Genomic DNA, 18,980 nt, shown 5'->3' with positions numbered 1-18,980 from the left:
GTTCCTGCTAATTGGTTCCGGATCAGGGCGAAATCAGCGCCCGATCAGCTTTTTGATGTCTTCCTCGGTCTGGGCGCCAAAGCGGGCCTCAACCAGGTCTCCTTCGGGGTTGACGATAAACGTCGCCGGCAAGGCTACCGGGGTTTGCCAGTCGAATTCAGGGCCCGGGTCCTGCGCCAGCATGCCGTACTCGATTCCCATGGCCTCTCCCAGCTCAATCAGCTCCTGGCCCTGGATATCATCAAAGTTGACACCCAGAACAACTATGTCAGGGGACCGGTCGAGATTGTTCAGTTCCGGAATTTCCTCCAGGCAGGGCTTGCACCATTCCGCCCAGTAATTGACCAGCACCCAGTGGCCACGCAGGCTTTCCCACTGCAGCACCGTCCCATCCGGCTTTTCAAACTCGGGATTCTGGCAACCCGCCAGCATCAGCAATGCCAGTATGATTCCAGGCCCGCCCAAGCCGCGGGAATAACGCGATTTTGCAGGGTACTGCACGGAGTGTCCTCCTGTTAGACTACGGCGCCTGAACATACTTGCGGTCAACCCGAGCTGGAAAAGGAAAGAACCATGACAGAAGCCACCGGAATTTTCCACAACGCGAACTGATCGCACCCCAAAGGAGAGAAGCATGTCTTCCGAGGCTCCATACATCCTGGTGCTCTATTATAGCCGCACCGGCCAGACTGCAGAAATGGCCACCCAGATTGCCCGCGGCGTAGCCCGGATTCCGGGCATTGAGGCCAGAATCCGCACGGTGCCAAGCGTTTCGCCGGATACAGAGGCGTCACTGCCAGCAGTGCCGGATGATGGTGCGCCCTACGCCAGCAAGGACGACCTGGCAAACTGCTCCGGCCTGGCCATTGGCAGCCCCACCCGTTTTGGCAACATGGCGGCGCCCCTGAAATATTTCCTCGACAGCACCGGAGATCTCTGGCTTAACGGGGCTCTTGCCGGCAAGCCCGCAGGCGCCTTTACCTCCACCGGCAGCCTCCACGGCGGGCAGGAAAGCACCTTGCTGACCATGATGGTGCCGCTACTGCACCACGGCATGGTGCTCTGCGGTGTGCCCTACTCGGAAAATGCTCTCAACGAAACCACGGCCGGTGGTACGCCTTATGGCCCGTCCCACTGGGCGGGCACCGGCGAGCAGCAGGCCGTGACCGACCATGAAAAAACAATTTGCCAGACATTTGGTGAACGCCTGGCCGGGCTTGCCGTAAAACTAAGTGACTGACAACCAATCACCCACAACGGAATCTCGAATGCTTCACAACCCCAAAGCACGCATCACGGCCAGACTGACCATTGCGCTCTATCTTGCAACCCTGGTGACTCTGGTGGTTACCACCTTCTACCCGGTCCAGACCGAGGGCGTCTCGGTAACCCTCATGCTCAGCATCAAACTGATCCCGCTACTGGCTTTTGCCATTCCGGTATTCCGGGGCAATAACCGGGGCTACATCTGGCTGAGCTTCGTGGTCATTTTCTATTTTACCCGCCACGTTGTATCCGCCTGGCTCAGCGAGGGCGATATCGCTCCGCTGATCCTTACAGTACTGACCTTCCTGCTGTTTACAGTAGCCATGGTCCATCTTAAGGTGAACCGCCCGCAGCCGGCTTCAGAAACCTGACAGGAAATGCTCAATGGCCGACAGCACCCATCCACCGGCGCCCCACAGAAGCACGCTGACACTGAGGGATATCTGCACTGCGCTGGTAACCAGCGGCGAGATTGGCCAGGACGACGCTGAGCGGGTTCTGTCAGCCAATATCAGCACGTTCACCGGTGGCAGCGGGCCCGCCAGCCATCGCCATCCGCTGGAACTGGTGGCAAAAGCCGGGCTGGAGAGCCAGACGACCGGCCGCACACTGGATCTGGACAAACTGACCCAGTGGTTGGCGGAGTGGGCCGATCAGCCCTATTACCACATTGATCCCCTGAAGATCGATACACCGGCTATTGCCCGGGTGATGTCCTATGCCTTTGCCCAGCGTCACGGCATTCTTGCCGTTGAAATTGGTCGCGATGAGATCCTGATCGCAAGCAGCGAACCGTTCAAGAATGACTGGGAGGGCAATCTGCGACAGGCGGTCGGCAAGGAGATCCGTCGGGTCGTGGCCAATCCTGAAGACATCCGCCGATACACCGTCGAATTCTACCAGTTGGCCAGCTCGGTCAGTAAGGCCGGAGGCAGCAAATCGGCGAGTCCAGCAGGTGCGCAGAACTTTGAACAGCTTCTGGACCTGGGCGCCAGTGAAAACCCGGACGCCAACGACCAGCACGTGGTCAAGATTGTCGACTGGCTGCTGCAATACGCCTTCGACCAGCGGGCATCCGACATCCACATCGAACCACGACGAAACGTCACCCAGGTGCGCTTTCGCATTGATGGCGTGTTGCACAACGTCTACGAATTTCCCGACCAGGTCGGTATGGCCGTGACCAGCCGCCTGAAGATTCTTGGCAGGCTCAACGTAGCGGAAAAACGCCGGCCCCAGGACGGTCGCATCAAAACCCGCAAGCCGGACAACAGCGAGGTGGAATTGCGCCTCGCCACCATGCCCACCGCGTTTGGTGAGAAAATGGTGATGCGGATTTTTGACCCGGAAGTGCTGCTGAAATCCTATGAGCAACTGGGCTTTTCAAAGGAAGACCGGGAGCGATGGCAGGGCATTACCGACCGCCCCCATGGCATCGTGCTGGTTACCGGCCCCACCGGGTCCGGTAAGACCACCACGCTTTACTCGACCCTCAAGCAGCTGGCCACCCCCGAGGTAAACATCTGTACCATTGAAGACCCGATCGAGATGGTGGAGCCAGCTTTCAACCAGATGCAGGTGCAGACCAATATCGACCTCACGTTTGCCTCCGGCGTCAGGGCGCTGCTGCGACAGGACCCGGACATCATCATGATCGGCGAGATCCGCGACCTCGAGACTGCCGAAATGGCGGTGCAGGCAGCACTGACCGGGCACCTGGTGCTGTCCACCCTGCACACCAACGATGCCCCCAGCGCGATTACCCGGCTGATGGAGCTGGGCATTCCGCCCTACCTGATCCGTGCCACGGTGCTGGGGGTGATGGCGCAGCGGCTGGCCAGAACCCTGTGCCCCCACTGCAAGGAAGCCGGGCCGGTGGATGAGCAGGCCTGGCAGAGCCTGACACGCCCCTGGAAGGCAACCAGCCCCAAACAGGTCTTTCACCCGGTGGGCTGCCTGGAGTGCCGGAATACCGGTTATTATGGCCGTGCAGGTGTGTACGAGATCATGCAGCTTTCCGGCAACCTGATCCGGCAAATTACCGAGCAGTGTGAGTTGGAGCAACTGAGGGTAGATGCCTACAAGAACGGCATGAAATCCCTGCGCCTCAGCGGAGCCCAGAAAGTGTCATCCGGTTCCACCACTGTCGAAGAGATCCTGCGGGTGACTCCCGAAAGCCAGCGTTAATCGGGCGCCCGGAAGTCAGGGCTCCGGCGAGACATCACACTGATCGAGAAGCTGCTGCCAGTGCCGGCTGTGGGCTTCTACAGCCCGGTCCAGCTGCCCCCACAAGCTTGCGGTGTTTTCTGTATCCAGGGACTGACGATACCATTGCCGGAACGCGTCCGGCATGATTTCGGTTTGCTGGGTTGCCAGATTGCCCAGCGGTTCGATCAACGTCCCCCTGGCCGTGTCGATGCTGTCCACGTAGGGCTTTACACTTTCGACGTACCCCTGTACATAGGCCTTCGCGACCGCCCCCGGCGGCTCGCTGCCAGTTGCCTGAGTACACAACGGGTCGGTTTCAATCCTCTCCACAAGAAGAGCCGTCGCATCGTCAAGCCGTGCCGCCAGTAGGCGCGCGCTGTTCATCAGCTGGCCTGCCCGGTGCTCGGCCTGCCAGCGCTGCTGGACTTCACCCACATAATCCAGCGGCTCACTGGTATCGCCGTTCAGCAGGCCGGCCACCGTCTGGTTGAGCTGTCGGACGCCAGCGGCCAGTTCAGCGGCGACGGGATCACCGCTGCCCTTGGGGTAATATCCCTGCGAGCGGGTAAACAACCGCTCCATCTCCTCCACGCCCCAGGTTGCATTCCATAGGGCGATGGCGAGCGTTTCGGATTTGCTTTCGATCGCCTCTTCCAGCTCTCCCTTGACGCCTTCCCGTTCGGCTTCGGGCATACAGTCCCGGGCGGCGCGAATGAAGCGCGTTTCATAACGCAACCGATTCAGAGGCTGCATCACCCGGCCCATTATGGAGTTTTTCTCGCCAACCACGTACTGCAATTCACAGCCATAGAGCGACAGGAAATCCAGCATGCCCATATCCAGATCCGGCATCTCCAGGACACGCTCACGCCGTCGGGGAATCTGTGGAACTGGCGCAACCCCGGAAAGGGAGGGACTCAGCTCAAGGGCTTCGGCCACCTGCTCCACATAGCCGTCCATCATCTCTGGGACCCCTGAATCAGGCGCACAAGCTGTCAGGGACACGCACAGAACCACCGCTGTCAGACATTTGGTATCAGGCATGAAGCCTCCGTCTCAAGGTCTTTCAGAGAGGAAGGCACTAAGCGCCGGTCAACGCTGCTGAAGCAGTTCATCAACGCCGGCAAAGTCCCTGGCCACCACTCGGTCCGTCTGTGGCAGGTCGCCCTCGCGGATCAGCCAGACCGTGCGCATGCCAGCGTCCTCAGCGGCCTGCAGTTCCGCTTCCACGTCGGACAGGAACAACACGGTGCCGGGATCGACACCCAGCTCACTGACGATGTTGTTATAGGACTCTGTTTCTTTCTTGCCACCGACACGGGTGTCGAAGTAGCCGGAAAAGAAGGGCGTCAGGTCCCCTGCCTCGCTAAAACCGAAAATCAGTTTCTGTGCCTTCACAGAACCGGAAGAATATACGAACAGACGCAGCCCCCGATCATGCCAGCGCTGAAGGTATTCGGCTGCATCCTCATAGACGTGGCCTCTGAAAGCCCCCTGCTGGTAGCCCTGCTCCCAGAGCATGCCCTGAAGGGCCTTCAGGGGTGTTTCCTTTCGATCTTCGCGAATCCAGGTATCCAGCACACCGACAAGCCCTTCAATATCGTCCCTGGCAACTCCGGAAAGTTGCGCAACGGCGTCCAGCTGCTCGCGAATCTCGGTGCTATCGGCCTCACCTTCCCGCACGAAATCAGCCATGTGTTCTGCCGAATAGGGAAACAGCACGTCATGAACGAATGAGATCGAACTGGTCGTGCCCTCAATGTCGGTCAGGATAACGCGGATCATCCGGCAGCTCCTGCCAGGCGCTCGTAGCGGGGCAGCCGACTGGCAATGTCTTCACCGGTAAAGTCTGCCACCCAGCCCTCGGGGTTGGTGAACAGTCGGATGCAGGTGAATTCCGGCTCGGGCCCCATGTCAAACCAGTGGCGGGTACCATCCGGAACACTGATCAGGTCATCTTTCTGGCACAGCACGGCATAAACCTGATCTCCAAAATGCAGGTAGAACAGGCCCTGGCCACGAACGAAAAAGCGCACCTCGTCCTCACTATGCACATGCTCATCAAGGAACTTCCTGCGCAACACCTCCTTCTGGGGATTATCCGGATTGAGGCTGATGACATCCGCCGCCTGGAAGCCACATTCATCCTTGAGTGCCCGGATCTCATCAGCATAGGCGCCGAGGATCTCTTCCGCTGAGGCATCCGCAGGCAGGTCCCGGGTCGTCCATTGCTCGAACCTCACGCCATGTTCCGCCAGCAGGTTGGCAATCTTACCCGCGTCTTCGGTAACAACGCGGGGGTTTGCAGGCGCGTTCTGGTCAAAAACATTCAAGGTAGTCATCGGCGGACCCTCATGGTTTCAAGCTCACATTCAAAAAGAAATTCAAAGGCTTCAACATGACGCAGGCAGTCTGACATGGTCCTGCCCCAGGTATAAAGACCGTGCCCGCGGATCAGGTAACCGGGTTGCTGGGGGTGCTGTCGGAACCATTCCCCGGCTTGCCGTGCCAGCGAGGGAATGTCCTGAGTGTTGTCGAAAACCGGCACCAGCAGCTCAGATTCATGGGTATCAATGCCTGCGAAGGCCTTCTGCAGCTCGTAACCCTGCAGTTTCAGAGGTTCTCCGGCTGGCAGCAGGCGGCTCAGCACGGTGGCTTTGACCGAATGGGTATGCAACACCGCACCAACTTCGGGAAAGGCCTGATAAAGAACCGTATGCAGCCGGGTTTCAGCAGAAGACCGGGCATTGCTCTGAACAGCGTTCCCGGCCAGGTCCACCACCATCACATCACCAGCCACCAGCTGGCCCTTGTGGCGACCGGAGACTGTGACGGCAATATGCTCATCGTCAATCCTTGCCGAATAGTTGCTGCTGGTGGCCGGGGACCAGCCGCGGCCGTAAAGAAAACGGCCGGCATCGATAATGGACTGAGCGGCAATGGCGTAGCGGGTTACATCAAACAAGGGTCACCTCGGAATGGACGAGTCACCCGCAATGCTTGCGGGCAGTATCAGGGCCTATTTTACGATGTCTTTACCGTCTTCATTGGTCCAGATCTTTCGTTCGCCGGTTGGCATTTTCCCTTCAGAGTCCCAGACCTCACGGTCCGTTGTCGCCTCGTCAACCTTTCCCTTATCGTCCCAGATAACCCGATCCTTGCATCCGACCAGTGCTGCTGACACGAAAAGTACCAAGATCAGTTGTTTCACGCTTTCCTCCGGGCCGATTTCATCGGCTATGGGTGATAGTTGTCTTCAGGAACCGTGGATTTCACGGTTACGCTGCTTGTCATGGTCGCCCTTACGGACCATGACATAGGCGGCACCGGTGCCGCCATGTCGCTTCTGGGCCGAATGGAACGCAAGCACGTCATCCAGCTCCGGCAGCCATTTGGCGGTGTAACTCTTGAGCTGGGCGATGCCGTCCGGATTGCGCTCTCCCTTGCCATGCAGGATGAGAACGGAACGCAATCCGTAGCGGACACAGTCCGAAATAAAGCCGAACACCTCCCTGCGGGCCTCCTCCACGGTCATTCGATGCAGATCGAGACGTGCCTCGATGGGGTACTGACCAAGACGAAGCTTGCGGAACACTCCGTGCTGAACACCGGGTCGCTGCCAGCACAGGACATCGTGCGCGGTCAGCGGTTCGACGATGTCTGCGGTCAGTGGATTGCGATCCTTCAGCGGCTGGTCCATGGCGGACCGCTGGCGTTCCAGATGGCCGGGAGTCAGCTCCTTGGGGGTCTTCACGTCGGCCTTATTGGGCTTCCGGATGCGACGGACGTCCTTCATCTCCTCCAGAAAGCTCAGGCGCTCATCTTTGGTCGTCATGTCGGTATCATCTGCAGTCGGATTACAGGGACTTTACCACCCGCTTCCGCCATCATAAAGAACAGCCGCTACGTCATCACCACAGGGGCGGAAATAATTGACTATCAGACCATAATCTTAGGGCAGCAGATCCAAAATCTGGTCTACACTTCAGGCTCATAACAACCACTACGGAGCTCGTTTATGACCGCGGCACCCCAGGACAGCGAACGCCCCCAGAACACCCGCGCCATCATGAGCTTCCTGCGTGAGCATTCCCCGTTTTCAAACATGGATGACGCCCAGCTGGCTCATCTGGCGGAACACGCGTCGCTGCGGTTTTATGCTGATAACGATGTCGTACTCTCGCCAGAGGACGGTCCGGTAAAACGTTTCTATATCGTAAAACAGGGACGCATCCGCGGTGAACGGGCCCGGGGCAAGGATGGCGAAACGGAAACCACCTTCGAAATCAGTCAGGGTGAGTGCTTTCCGTTGGCGGCCCTGATCGGAGAGCGCCCCACACGCACCCTTCACCGCGCCTCCGGGGATACCTTCTGCCTCAGCATTGAACACGATACCTTCGTCACCCTGTTTTCCCAGAGCGATCCCTTCCGCGATTTCTGCCTGCGTGGCGTAAGCAGCCTGCTGGACCAGGTCAACCAGCGAATCCAGTCCGGAGCCATGGCCTCTATCGGCTCCAGCAATTCACTGGATACGCCGCTGGAACGTTACGCGATTCGCAATCCTATTGTGTGTTCACCGGACTTGCCGGTCAGAAAAGCGGTCGCCCGCATGCACGAGAACAGCGTGGGCAGCATTGTCATCACCGATGACGAGCGCCACCCCACGGGCATCTTTACCCTCAGGGACCTGCGCACCATGGTGGCAGAGGAAAAAGGCCCGCTGGAGACACCCATCGGGCAGGTGATGACAAAAGATCCCTGCTGCCTGACGGCCCAGGCCGACGCGTTTGAGGCCGCCATGCTCATGGCCGAACACCATTTTGCACACATTTGCGTGGTGGACGACGACCATCGCCTGATTGGCATGGTCTCGGAACGGGACCTGTTCTCCCTGCAGCGGGTGGACCTTGTCAATCTCGCCCGCACCATAGGCACGGCAAGCCATCTCAGAACCCTGGTCAGCCTGAGATCCGATGTGTCGAGGCTGGTGGATTCCATGCTCGCACACGGCGCGGATTCCGGTCAGGTGGTCAAGATTATTACAACCCTCAACGATGTCACCGTGCGCCGGGTGCTGGAATTGAACCTGAAGAAGAACGACCCGGGGATTCCTTTTACCTGGCTGACGTTCGGCAGCGAGGGCCGCCAGGAGCAGACCCTGCTGACGGACCAGGACAATGGCATTCTGTTCCAGGTACCCGATGGAATGACCGAAGATCAGGTCAGGGAAAAACTGCTGCCCTTTGCCGAAACCGTCAACAAGGAACTGGCAGAATGCGGTTTCACCTGGTGCAAAGGCAACATCATGGCCAGCAATCCGAAGTTGTGCCTCAGCAGCAGGGAGTGGGATGACTGGTTTATCCGGTTCATTGATGCTTCGACACCGCAAAACCTGGTTTATTCCTCGATATTCCTGGACATGCGGTCCATATTCGGACCTACCGAACCACTTGATGCTCTGTTGGATAAGGTTCTTGCTCGCATCCGCAAAAATGCCCTGTTCCAGAAAATGCTGGCAGGTAACGCTATTACCCGCAAACCACCTCTGACCATGTTCCGCAATTTCCGCTACGTTCAGGAAGGCAAGAAAAACAAGCTGGACCTCAAACGCCAGGGGCTGGCGCCCTTCGTTGAGGCCGTCAGGGTATTTGCGCTCGCCAATGGCGTTGGCGAGGCCAATACCATTGAGCGCATGAACAAGCTTGCAGAGAAAGGCGTTTTCGATCCCAAGGATTCCAAAGCCTGGCAGGAAGCCTACAGCCTGATTCAGGCCATAAGGATGAGGTCGCATCAGGAACAGCTGGAACGCGACGAACCCCTGTCCAACTACATCGACCCGGACGACCTCAACCCGCTGGATCGTCGGATTCTGCGTGAGTCTTTCCGTCAGGCCCAGCGCCTGCAGCAGAAACTCGAAGTGACCTATCAACTCTGACAACCGGGCTGACCGATATGCTGGAGCAGATCAAAGACTGGATTGAACGGCTCAGGGCTGGCAGTACCGGCGGCCCGGATCGGGAACATCTGCCGACCCCGAAAATCGTCGGGGACCAGCGCCTGAGTGAGTGCAGACTGATCGTTCTCGACCTCGAGACCACTGGCCTTAACGCCGCGAAGGACGAGGTGATTGCCATCGGTGCCGTGGCCATCGATAACAATGCCATCGACCTGGGTGACCAGTTCGACCTGATCCTCCGGCGCCCCGAACTGGATATCAGTGAAACCGTGCTGATACACGGTATCGGCCCGGAAGCCCTGACCCGGGGCCATGAGACTGAAGACGCCTTGCTGCACCTGCTGGAGTGGATGAACGGCGACCCGATCCTCGCCTACCATTCAGCTTTCGACCAGAAGTTCCTTGAAAAGGCCCTGAAGCAGACCCTGGGATATACCCAGCCCCACACCTGGTTAGACGTGGCGGAGATGCTCCCGGCGTTTTTCCCCGATGCAAAAACCGGTGGCCGCGGACTCGATAACTGGGCGGATTTTTTCGGTCTGGAGGTCAGTGCCCGTCATCACGCCGCCGCTGATGCCCTGGCGACAGCAGAACTTACCCTTGCGGTTATTAACAAGGCACACAAAAACGGTGTCGACACACTGAAGAGCTTTCATGAGAAACTGAAGTACTACCGGCAATTGAAAAGCATGCATCGGCCCGGATAAAAACCTGAATTGTGTCGCGCTTCAGGACGTTTTGACGGGCAAATAACTGAGAATTAGACCTTTTGCCAATATCTATATATCGGTTGACCGGTAAAGTCGAAGAGGAAAACAAGTCGGAGAAGAATTATATGAATAATAATTTCTCTACAACACATACGTCACAGAAAACCCACCCAACCTCCACAACAAGAAAACAGGAGTGATCCTATGTCAGGTCATGACTACGATGCTGTGAATTACTGGAAGGCGAACCTACGCCTGATATTCGGGAGCCTGATCGTCTGGGCCCTCGTATCTTATGGATTTGCGATATTGCTTCGCCCCATGATCGCCGGGATTCCTGTTGGCGGAACCGACCTCGGGTTCTGGTTCGCCCAACAGGGTTCGATTCTCACCTTTATCGTGCTGATTTTTCATTACGCGTGGCGTATGAACCGGCTCGATGAGAAATTCGGCGTTCACGAGGAGTAAGGGCAATGGATCAGTTTATAATCAACCTGTTATTTGTAGGCGGTTCATTCGCCCTCTATATCGGTATCGCCATCTGGGCGAAGGCCGGAAGCACCAGCGATTTCTATGTCGCGGGTGGCGGCATCCATCCGATCACCAACGGCGCAGCGATCGGTGCTGACTGGATGTCTGCAGCATCCTTCATTTCCATGGCGGGCCTGATTGCCGCCGGCGGTTACGCCAACTCGACCTTCCTGATGGGCTGGACCGGTGGTTATGTGCTGCTGGCCATGCTGCTCGCACCTTACCTGCGCAAGTTCGGCAAGTTTACGGTTCCCGAGTTTATCGGTGACCGTTACTACAGCCAGAACGCCCGTCTGGTCGCAGTTATCTGCCTGATCGTCGCGTCCGTTACCTACGTAATTGGTCAGATGGCGGGTGCCGGTGTTGCCTTCTCCCGCTTCCTGGAGGTCGACGCGACTCTTGGTCTGATCATCGCTGCGGTTGTGATTTTCCTTTACGCGGTAATGGGTGGCATGAAGGGGATCACCTATACCCAGGTGGCCCAGTACTGCGTTCTGATCGTTGCCTACACCATCCCGGCGGTGTTTATCTCCATACAGCTGACCGGCAATCCGATTCCGGGTCTCGGCATGTTCTCCACCCACACCGAATCCGGTTTGCCCCTGCTCACGAAACTGAACCAGGTCATCACCGACCTCGGTTTCAATGAGTACACGGCGGATGTGGACAACAAACTGAACATGGTTCTGTTCACCCTGACCCTGATGATCGGTACTGCCGGTCTTCCCCACGTTATCATCCGCTTCTTCACTGTACCCAAGGTAGCTGATGCCCGCTGGTCCGGTGGTTGGGCTCTGATCTTCATTGCCCTGCTGTACCTGACAGCTCCGGCTGTTGCTTCCATGGCTCGACTGAACCTGATGACCACCATCTATCCTGACGGCACCGCCGCTGCGCCGATCGAGTACGATGAGCGTCCACAGTGGGTCCGCGAGTGGGAGGTTACCGGTCTGATCCAGTATGAGGACAAGAACAACGATGGTCGCATCCAGCTGTATAACGATGTGCCCTCCTTTGAAGAGGAAGCCGAGGCCCGCGGCTGGGAAGGTAACGAGCTGGTCGTGAACCGGGATATCCTGGTACTGGCCAACCCGGAAATTGCCAACCTGCCCGGGTGGGTCATTGGTCTGATCGCCGCCGGCGGTCTGGCAGCCGCACTATCGACCGCTGCAGGACTATTGCTGGCAATCTCGTCGGCGATAAGTCACGACCTGATCAAGGGGCGCATCAATCCGGCTATTTCGGATAAAGGCGAACTGCTGGCTGCCCGGATATCGATGGCTGTCGCCATTGTCGTGGCAACCTACCTGGGCGCAAACCCTCCTGGCTTCGCGGCACAGGTGGTGGCACTGGCGTTCGGTATCGCTGCTGCATCCCTGTTCCCGGCCCTGATGATGGGCATCTTCTCCAAGCGAGTGAACAATAAAGGTGCCATTGCCGGTATGCTGTCAGGCTTGGTATTCACCCTTGCCTACATCTTTGTGTACAAGGGCTGGCTGTTCATTCCGGGCACCAATAACCTGGCGGATATTCCTGAAAACTGGGTACTGGGGATCTCTCCCCTGTCTATCGGCGCAATTGGTGCAATCGTCAACTTTGCGGTAGCCTTTACGGTCTCCAATGCGACTGAAGAGCCGCCCATTGAGATTCAGGAGCTGGTCGAAAGCGTCCGTTACCCACGTGGTGCCGGCGGCGCGACGGACCACTAAGCAACACGTCAGCCAATGACAGATGAGAATCTGACAGGCTGAACCTGAACGGGCTTCCTTCTTGGGAAGCCCGTTCTTTTTTGAGGAAATCGAATTATGTTCTGGACGTTAGTTGCCACCGTTTTCTGCGGTCTCGGGGCTGCCGGTATTGCCCTGGGCATCCGTGCGCTCACTCGAAAAAAAGCCCCCAAGTGGCTCATTCCTGCCTTCGCCGGACTCGGCATGCTTGGTTATCTGGTCTACGGCGAATATATCTGGTACGACCACAAGAAAACGCTGCTCCCGGAAGAAGCGGTAATAGTGGATACCGAATCAGAGGGCATTCTTTGGCGGCCATGGACATTTGTGGTCCCTTACGTCACCGCTTTTTCGGCCGTTGACACGGATAGTTTTGCCCACGCACCGAATAATCCTGACGTTGTCCGCTTTACGCTTTACCGTTTTAATCAGAAGGTCACAGATGCGATCTCACACCGGGTTCACCTCCTGAACTGTGAAACCCGCGAGCTGGTACCGCTCAATAGCGAAGGCAGCCCAAGTCTGGACAATATGAAGGTGCTCGACAGCGAGGACACACTTCTGAACACCGTCTGTAACGCCTGAGCGCCCTGAGCGAACGGACCAGACCTACGGAAACGTGTTTCTATGATTAGTGCCTGGTTGCTGGTTTTAATTTCCATCACCTACATCTCCGTTCTGTTTGTCATCGCATGGGCCGGTGACAAACACTCCGGCCTGTACCGACGCCGACTGGCGCGCACCCACATTTACGCGTTGTCCCTGGCCGTGTATTTCACGTCGTGGACTTTTTATGGCGCCGTAGGACGCGCTACCCAGGAGGGGCTCGGCTTCCTGCCCATTTATCTTGGACCTCTACTGGTGTTTGTCTTTGGCGCCTCCCTGCTGCGCCGGATTATTTTCATCAGCAAGCGCAACAACAGCACCTCGATCGCCGACTTCATTGCCTCGCGCTATGGCAAATCGCAATCACTGGCCGCCATGGTCGCCGCCTTCGCGCTTATTGGCAGTGTTCCTTACATCGCCCTGCAGCTTAAAGCCATTTCCATGGGCTTCAATGTGCTCTCCGATTCCGGCAACGCCCATACCGAGTTAAGCACCGCCGCCTGGAACGACTCCGCCTGGTACATCACCCTTGTACTGGCGGTGTTTACGGTCCTGTTCGGCACCCGGCATCTGGAATCCACGGAACATCACCGGGGCATGATTCAGGCCATTGCTTTCGAATCCCTGATCAAAATCGTCGCCTTTGTCGCCGTCGGACTGTTCGTCGGCTATGGCCTTTACGGCGGTTTTGGCGACCTGTGGAACAATGTCCGCGATGCCGGGCTGGTGGGGACTCTCACTACCGACGGCATCGAAGCGCCGGCTTTTATTACCCAGACACTGGTGGCGATGCTGGCCATCATCTGCCTGCCGCGACAGTTTCACGTCATGGTGGTGGAAAACACCGACCACCGGGACTTCGAGACCGCGCGATGGGCCATGCCCATTTATCTGGTAATTGCCAGCGCCTTTGTATTGCCCATTGCTGCTGCCGGGCTCCTGTCCCCACAAGCCGCCTCCTCGGACCCCGACGCACTGATTCTCAACCTGCCCATTTTTGCGGGCGAGCAATGGCTCGCCATACTGGCCTTCCTTGGCGGCGGGTCAGCGGCCGCCGCCATGGTCATTGTCTGTTCTGTAGCCATTGCCACCATGGTCAGCAATGAAATCATCATGCCGGCACTGCTGAAGTTTTTCCGGCCGAGAATGAACAAACGCTCGGATCTCAGCTATCTGTTGTTAAGTATCCGGCGGGTTGCCATCTTTGTGGTTCTGCTTACCGCCTATGGTTTTTATCGCATGGCCGGGGAAGACTACAGCTTGACTGCATTCGGCCTTCTCTCATTCGCTGCAGCAGCCCAGTTTGGCCCGGCCCTGGTAGGAGGCATCCTCTGGCGAAAAGGCAACCACACGGGTGCAGTGTGGGGGCTTGGGCTGGGTTTTCTGATGTGGTGTTACACCCTGCTGTTACCGGCCCTGGCCTCAACCGGCTGGCTCAATGACACTGTCATCGAACAGGGAATCTGGGGAATCAACTGGACCAGACCCACGGCCCTGTTTGGCTCCCAGCTCGACCAGACCAGCCATGGCATTATCTGGAGCCTCGGCATCAACACCGTCACCTATATCGTGCTGTCAATGCTCACCCGGCAGCGGGTGCGGGAGAAAATCCAGATTGCTTCGTTCTTTCAGGATCCCCAACCGAAAGCGGAAACTCCCCAGCAACAAAGCTGGCAGGGCGAGATTCTGACCTCCGATCTCCAGGCCATTGCGGACCGATTTATGGGCGACGAGCGCGCGGAGGCCATTTTCCGCAACTACGAGCGGCGTAACGCCATTCGTCTGCATCTTCACCGCCCGGCTTCAGCGCACCTGATGAAGTTCATTGAGCGCCAGCTGGCATCGGTCATCGGGGCTTCAACTGCAAGGGTCGTTCTTGAGTCAACTCTGACCGGTCGCGACATGCAGATCGAGGACGTTGTCAGCATCGTCGATGAAGCTTCCCAGGCCATGACCTTCAGCCGTGAGCTCCTGCAATCTGCCATCGAGAACATCAGCCTTGGTGTCTCCCTGGTGAACCATCAACAACAGCTGGTGGTATGGAATCAACGCTATCTGGAGCAATTCAACTACCCCACCGGCTTTGTCCGCGTCGGCCGGCCAGTCGAAGACCTGATGCGCTACAATCTGACCAACGCCAACCTGCCGGCGCGGCGCATTGACGAGATCATTGCAGACCGCTGCGAGAAAATGCGCGAGGGCCAGGCTATGTCCTACGAGCGTCAGCGCCCGGATGGCACGGTATTGAGAATTGACGGCAGCCCGATTCCCGGCGGCGGTTATGTAACCACATTCCAGGACATAACCGCCATGCGCCGCACCGAGCAGGCACTCAAGGAAACCAACATTTACCTGGAACAGCGGGTAAAAGAACGTACGCAGGAATTGCAGGTAATCAACGAGCAGATGCTCAAAGCGAAATCCGTTGCCGAGCAGGCTAACCAGAGCAAGACCCGCTTCCTGGCATCCGCCAGTCACGACCTGCTACAGCCACTGAACGCCGCACGTCTGTTTACGTCCGCCCTGGCCGGCAAGGCCCGTGACCCGGAAATGACGGAACTGGTGGAACATATTGACAGCTCCCTGGGTGCTGCCGAGGAAATCATCAGCACACTGCTGGACATATCCAAACTCGATGCCGGTGCGCTGGAGCCCGACATCGGTGTATTCCCGGTTAATGAAATTATGCGTCACCTGGCAACCGACTTCTCTGCCATTGCCAAGGACCAGGGGCTGGACCTGCACGTGGTGCCCAGCAGCGCCTGGGTGCGCTCCGATTCCAAACTGCTCAGGCGGGTGGTTCAGAATTTTCTCTCCAATGCCATCCGCTATACCCCCAGTGGCAAGATCCTGCTTGGATGTCGCCGCCTGAAAGGCTATCTACGCATTGAGGTCTGGGACACCGGACCCGGTATCCCGGATGATCAGCTGGCCCATATCTTCGAGGAGTTTCGTCGCTTTCAGCAAGGCCGGGACAAAAAGGGCCTGGGCCTGGGGCTAGCCATCGTTGACCGCATCTGTGGCATGCTCAACCATCCGGTAAACGTACGGTCCATTCAGGGTCTTGGCAGTGTTTTCAGTATCACTGTGCCAGTCGCTCCCCCCGAACACAGCGACCTCCATGCCACCAAGCCAGCCACCGCATCCAGGCGGGTTTCCAGTCTTGGCGGGCTGCATGTGCTGTGTATCGACAATGACCCGGCCATACTTCACGGTATGAGTGCGCTATTGGACAACTGGCGGTGTGACGTCACTACGGCGGAAAGTCTCGAAGATGCCCGCTACAAGCTGAACGGCACCGAGCCGGACATTATTCTCGCCGACTACCAGCTTGATGATAACCGTAACGGGCTTGATGCGATGGATGCATTGAGAGATGAGGCAACTAATGATATACCTGGCATACTTATTACCGGCTATATGGCTCCGGAGGTCAGGGAGGATGCGATTAACAGGGGCTATCAGATTCTCTACAAACCTGTAAAACCAGCTGCACTCAGAGCGCTGGTTAACAAGTTACTCAAACAGAAGCGCCCATGACAGATCCCAAAGACGACACCGTCGGCAACGCGTTCGCGAAACTCAGTTATCTGGTTGTTGATGACTTCGAAAATTTCCGTCTGTCCATGAGGCAGATGCTTCGCAGCTGTGGGGCCGACAAGATCGAACTGGTACCGAATGCGTCGACTGCCATTCAGTACTGTTCCTACAACCATGTGGATGTCGTGCTCTGCGATTACAACCTGGGTGACGGGAAGAATGGCCAACACATTCTGGAGGAGCTGAGGCACAAGAAACTCCTGAAGCGCTCCTCGCTGTTCCTGATGGTAACCGCTGAAACATCGAAGGAAATGGTCATGGGCGCAAGGGAGTATCAGCCTGATGCCTACCTGACCAAGCCTATCAATCGTGCCATGCTGGAAAAACGGCTCAGCGGACTGATCACCCAACGGAATGCCATGCTCCCCATCAACCGTGAAATTGACCGTGAAAACTTCCCAGAAGCCATCTCTCTGTGTTTGCAGGCGCTAACAAGCAGGCCCCGCTACAAGACATGGCTGATGAAAACGCTCGCTGACCTCTACTACCAGGTCGGTGACTTCAGTCATGCCCTGAAAATCCATGACGACGTACTGGCCCAGCGTGATCTGTCATGGGCCAGGCTGGGGCGCGGCAAAATTCTGGTGGCCACTCAGGACTATGACGATGCAGTTACCACTTTGAAAGATCTGGTGGCCAAGCATCCTGACTACATGGAAGCCTACGACCTGTTGGCCGAAGCCCTGGAAAAACAGGGACGCCCGACACAGGCACAGCAAATCCTGGAAAAGGCCGCAGAGCATTCTCCCAATGCCCTTTTACGCCACAAGCACCTTGCGACACTGGCGGCGTCCAACCAGGACATGGCGACCGCCGCGGACGCCTGGCGACAGACTGTAGGCCTTGGCACCTATTCCATTAACGACAGCTCAGGGCATTACCTGGCGCTGGGGCAGGCGCTGTCAGATCTCAGTGAGGGTGATACTTCCGACGAGGGCTCTGCCCAGGCTGACGAAGCACTTACTATCCTGCGTCGCATGGAAAAGCGTTTCGCCGGTCAGGAAGACGTCAAGATCAGAAGTCGTATTGTCCAGTCCAGGGTCCATGCGGGCCAGGGCAGAATGAACGAGGCCCAGAAGGCCCTCGAGAGTATCGGCGACGAGCTGGGAGATCCGGACCTGATGGATCCGGAAGCGGGCCTCGACTATGCCAAGACACTGTTCAGACTGGACAGGAACGAGGAGGCAAAGACCCTGCTGGCATCGCTCGCCACTCGCTGTCAAGACAATCCGGCGCTACTGCAGAAAATCGAGAACCTGCTTGATGAACCCGTAGGTTTCCGGCAAAAGTTGCAGGCGCGTTCCCTGAATCGGGACGGCATCAAGGCCTTCGAAGCAGGAAAACTTGATGAGGCCGTCTCAACATTCAACCAGGCCCTCGAAATAGTGCCCTCGCACGCCTCCCTCAATCTGAACCTGGTGCAGGTGTTGATGAAGAAATACCAGCAGACACCTGACGACCAGGAACTGTTGCAGCGTTGCGAGAAATACCTGACTGGAATGTCCGGGCTACCTGAGCAACACCGACAATATCGGCGCATGATGTCCTTGCGCAAAAAACTGGAAGGAATGATGTCATGAGCAAAACAAACCACGACACTCCTACCGGAGGCCGCGAGCCGCAGAATATCGACTTCTCAATGGTGTTGGCATCGGCCGTTCATGACATGAAAAATTCTCTGGGCATGCTTTTGAACTCACTTGACGAGCTACGTCAGGAACAGGCCGACTCGATTGGCGAGTCTCCACGCTTTAATACCCTTCAGTATGAAGCCGAGCGTATGCACAATGATCTGGTGCAACTTCTCGGCATATACCGCCTTGGCGAGAACAACCTGTCTGCCCATATTGAGGAACACTTTGTCCCCGATTTTCTATCCGAGCACATGGCCCGGCACACACCACTCCTTGAGGGTCTGGGAATCGAACTGGCTATCGAGGCCGATGATACTAATGGATTTTTCGATGAGGACCTGTTGACCGGTGTGTTGAACAACACCATCAATAATGCTCTCCGTTACACCAAGAGCAAAATAAAGCTCACCGCCTCAGAGCAGCAGGGCTACCTGGTCATTGGCGTTGAGGATGACGGTGACGGCTACCCGGCGAGCATGCAGCACAGTGGCACACCCGGCTTCAAATCACTCGATTTCAAGAGCGGGAGCACCAGTCTGGGTCTGTTCTTTGCCTCATCAGTGGCGCAGCTCCACAGTGACGGCGAACGGGCCGGCTCCATCCGGCTGCATAATGGTGGCAGCCTGGGAGGTGGGGTGTTCGAGATCTGGCTACCCTGAAATGCGGGGCTGATTTTTACCGGCAATAAAAAACCCCGTCAGCGGCAGCTGGCGGGGTTTTTCGGGTTTAAGAGCCTGACGAT

General features: G+C 57.2%; 18 protein-coding genes. 11 read left to right on the top strand and 7 right to left on the bottom strand.

All coding sequences use genetic code 11. The features are described from left to right. Positions 1-33: 33 nt before the first annotated feature. Positions 34-501 carry a TlpA family protein disulfide reductase gene (locus tag DIT71_RS06290; protein WP_227537982.1) on the bottom strand — a complete coding sequence of 156 codons (468 nt, stop codon included), beginning with the start codon at positions 499-501 and terminating at the stop codon, positions 34-36. Positions 502-634: 133 nt separating this feature from the next. Here DIT71_RS06290 and wrbA point away from each other — a divergent pair, with 133 nt between their 5' ends. Genes wrbA through DIT71_RS06275 form a run of 3 tightly spaced genes read left to right on the top strand, consistent with a single transcriptional unit; the run spans position 635 to position 3,453 of the window. Further along, positions 635-1,240 (top strand): NAD(P)H:quinone oxidoreductase, encoded by a 606-nt coding sequence (wrbA, locus tag DIT71_RS06285; RefSeq protein ID WP_114612384.1) that lies wholly within the window; start codon positions 635-637, stop codon positions 1,238-1,240. Between the two features lie 28 nt (positions 1,241-1,268). Next, entirely contained in the window at positions 1,269-1,637 is a 369-nt protein-coding gene (locus DIT71_RS06280) for a DUF2069 domain-containing protein (RefSeq protein ID WP_114612383.1), read from the top strand. 13 nt (positions 1,638-1,650) lie between these two features. Beyond that, positions 1,651-3,453: a GspE/PulE family protein gene (locus tag DIT71_RS06275; RefSeq protein ID WP_114612382.1), complete on the top strand. Its 1,803-nt coding sequence runs from the start codon at positions 1,651-1,653 to the stop codon at positions 3,451-3,453. A gap of 15 nt (positions 3,454-3,468) precedes the next feature. Here DIT71_RS06275 and DIT71_RS06270 read toward each other — a convergent pair whose 3' ends face one another. The 6 genes from DIT71_RS06270 to smrA are packed head-to-tail and all read right to left on the bottom strand — an operon-like array spanning position 3,469 to position 7,309. Beyond that, a complete protein-coding gene (locus DIT71_RS06270; protein ID WP_114612381.1) occupies positions 3,469-4,518 on the bottom strand; it encodes a DUF3080 family protein in 1,050 nt (349 codons plus the stop codon). 48 nt (positions 4,519-4,566) lie between these two features. Continuing rightward, positions 4,567-5,259, bottom strand: a complete 693-nt coding sequence (mtnC, locus tag DIT71_RS06265; RefSeq protein WP_114612380.1) for an acireductone synthase — start codon at positions 5,257-5,259, stop codon at positions 4,567-4,569. Then, entirely contained in the window at positions 5,256-5,816 is a 561-nt protein-coding gene (locus DIT71_RS06260) for a 1,2-dihydroxy-3-keto-5-methylthiopentene dioxygenase (RefSeq protein ID WP_114612379.1), read from the bottom strand. The genes mtnC and DIT71_RS06260 overlap by 4 nt, the downstream gene beginning before the upstream one ends. Next, entirely contained in the window at positions 5,813-6,439 is a 627-nt protein-coding gene (locus DIT71_RS06255; protein WP_114612378.1) for a methylthioribulose 1-phosphate dehydratase, read from the bottom strand. Before DIT71_RS06255 ends, DIT71_RS06260 begins: the two co-directional genes overlap by 4 nt. Positions 6,440-6,493: 54 nt before the next feature. Then, positions 6,494-6,685: a hypothetical protein gene (locus DIT71_RS06250; RefSeq protein WP_114612377.1), complete on the bottom strand. Its 192-nt coding sequence runs from the start codon at positions 6,683-6,685 to the stop codon at positions 6,494-6,496. 45 nt (positions 6,686-6,730) lie between these two features. Next, positions 6,731-7,309 (bottom strand): DNA endonuclease SmrA, encoded by a 579-nt coding sequence (gene smrA / locus DIT71_RS06245; RefSeq protein ID WP_114612376.1) that lies wholly within the window; start codon positions 7,307-7,309, stop codon positions 6,731-6,733. 183 nt (positions 7,310-7,492) lie between these two features. Between smrA and DIT71_RS06240 the strand changes: the two genes are divergently transcribed. From DIT71_RS06240 to DIT71_RS06205, 8 genes are all read left to right on the top strand, one after another. Further along, a complete protein-coding gene (locus tag DIT71_RS06240) occupies positions 7,493-9,409 on the top strand; it encodes a putative nucleotidyltransferase substrate binding domain-containing protein (protein WP_114612375.1) in 1,917 nt (638 codons plus the stop codon). A 17-nt stretch (positions 9,410-9,426) separates the two neighbouring features. Then, complete coding sequence (locus DIT71_RS06235) at positions 9,427-10,137, top strand: 3'-5' exonuclease (RefSeq protein WP_114612374.1); 711 nt, start codon at positions 9,427-9,429, stop codon at positions 10,135-10,137. A gap of 207 nt (positions 10,138-10,344) precedes the next feature. Then, positions 10,345-10,608: a DUF4212 domain-containing protein gene (locus DIT71_RS06230; RefSeq protein ID WP_114612373.1), complete on the top strand. Its 264-nt coding sequence runs from the start codon at positions 10,345-10,347 to the stop codon at positions 10,606-10,608. A 5-nt stretch (positions 10,609-10,613) separates the two neighbouring features. Next, complete coding sequence (locus tag DIT71_RS06225; protein ID WP_114612372.1) at positions 10,614-12,380, top strand: sodium:solute symporter family protein; 1,767 nt, start codon at positions 10,614-10,616, stop codon at positions 12,378-12,380. Positions 12,381-12,476: 96 nt separating this feature from the next. Next, positions 12,477-12,983, top strand: a complete 507-nt coding sequence (locus DIT71_RS06220) for a hypothetical protein (protein WP_114612371.1) — start codon at positions 12,477-12,479, stop codon at positions 12,981-12,983. A 42-nt stretch (positions 12,984-13,025) separates the two neighbouring features. Further along, complete coding sequence (locus tag DIT71_RS06215; protein ID WP_114612370.1) at positions 13,026-16,544, top strand: PAS domain-containing hybrid sensor histidine kinase/response regulator; 3,519 nt, start codon at positions 13,026-13,028, stop codon at positions 16,542-16,544. Continuing rightward, positions 16,541-18,184: a tetratricopeptide repeat-containing response regulator gene (locus tag DIT71_RS06210; protein WP_114612369.1), complete on the top strand. Its 1,644-nt coding sequence runs from the start codon at positions 16,541-16,543 to the stop codon at positions 18,182-18,184. The genes DIT71_RS06215 and DIT71_RS06210 overlap by 4 nt, the downstream gene beginning before the upstream one ends. After that, positions 18,181-18,897 (top strand): sensor histidine kinase, encoded by a 717-nt coding sequence (locus DIT71_RS06205; protein WP_114612368.1) that lies wholly within the window; start codon positions 18,181-18,183, stop codon positions 18,895-18,897. Before DIT71_RS06210 ends, DIT71_RS06205 begins: the two co-directional genes overlap by 4 nt. The last annotated feature ends 83 nt before the right edge of the window (positions 18,898-18,980 follow it).

Origin of the sequence: Marinobacter vulgaris (genome assembly GCF_003344045.1) — a bacterium.
Classification (GTDB): domain Bacteria; phylum Pseudomonadota; class Gammaproteobacteria; order Pseudomonadales; family Oleiphilaceae; genus Marinobacter; species Marinobacter vulgaris.
This window is presented reverse-complemented; position numbering and strand designations above follow the sequence as displayed.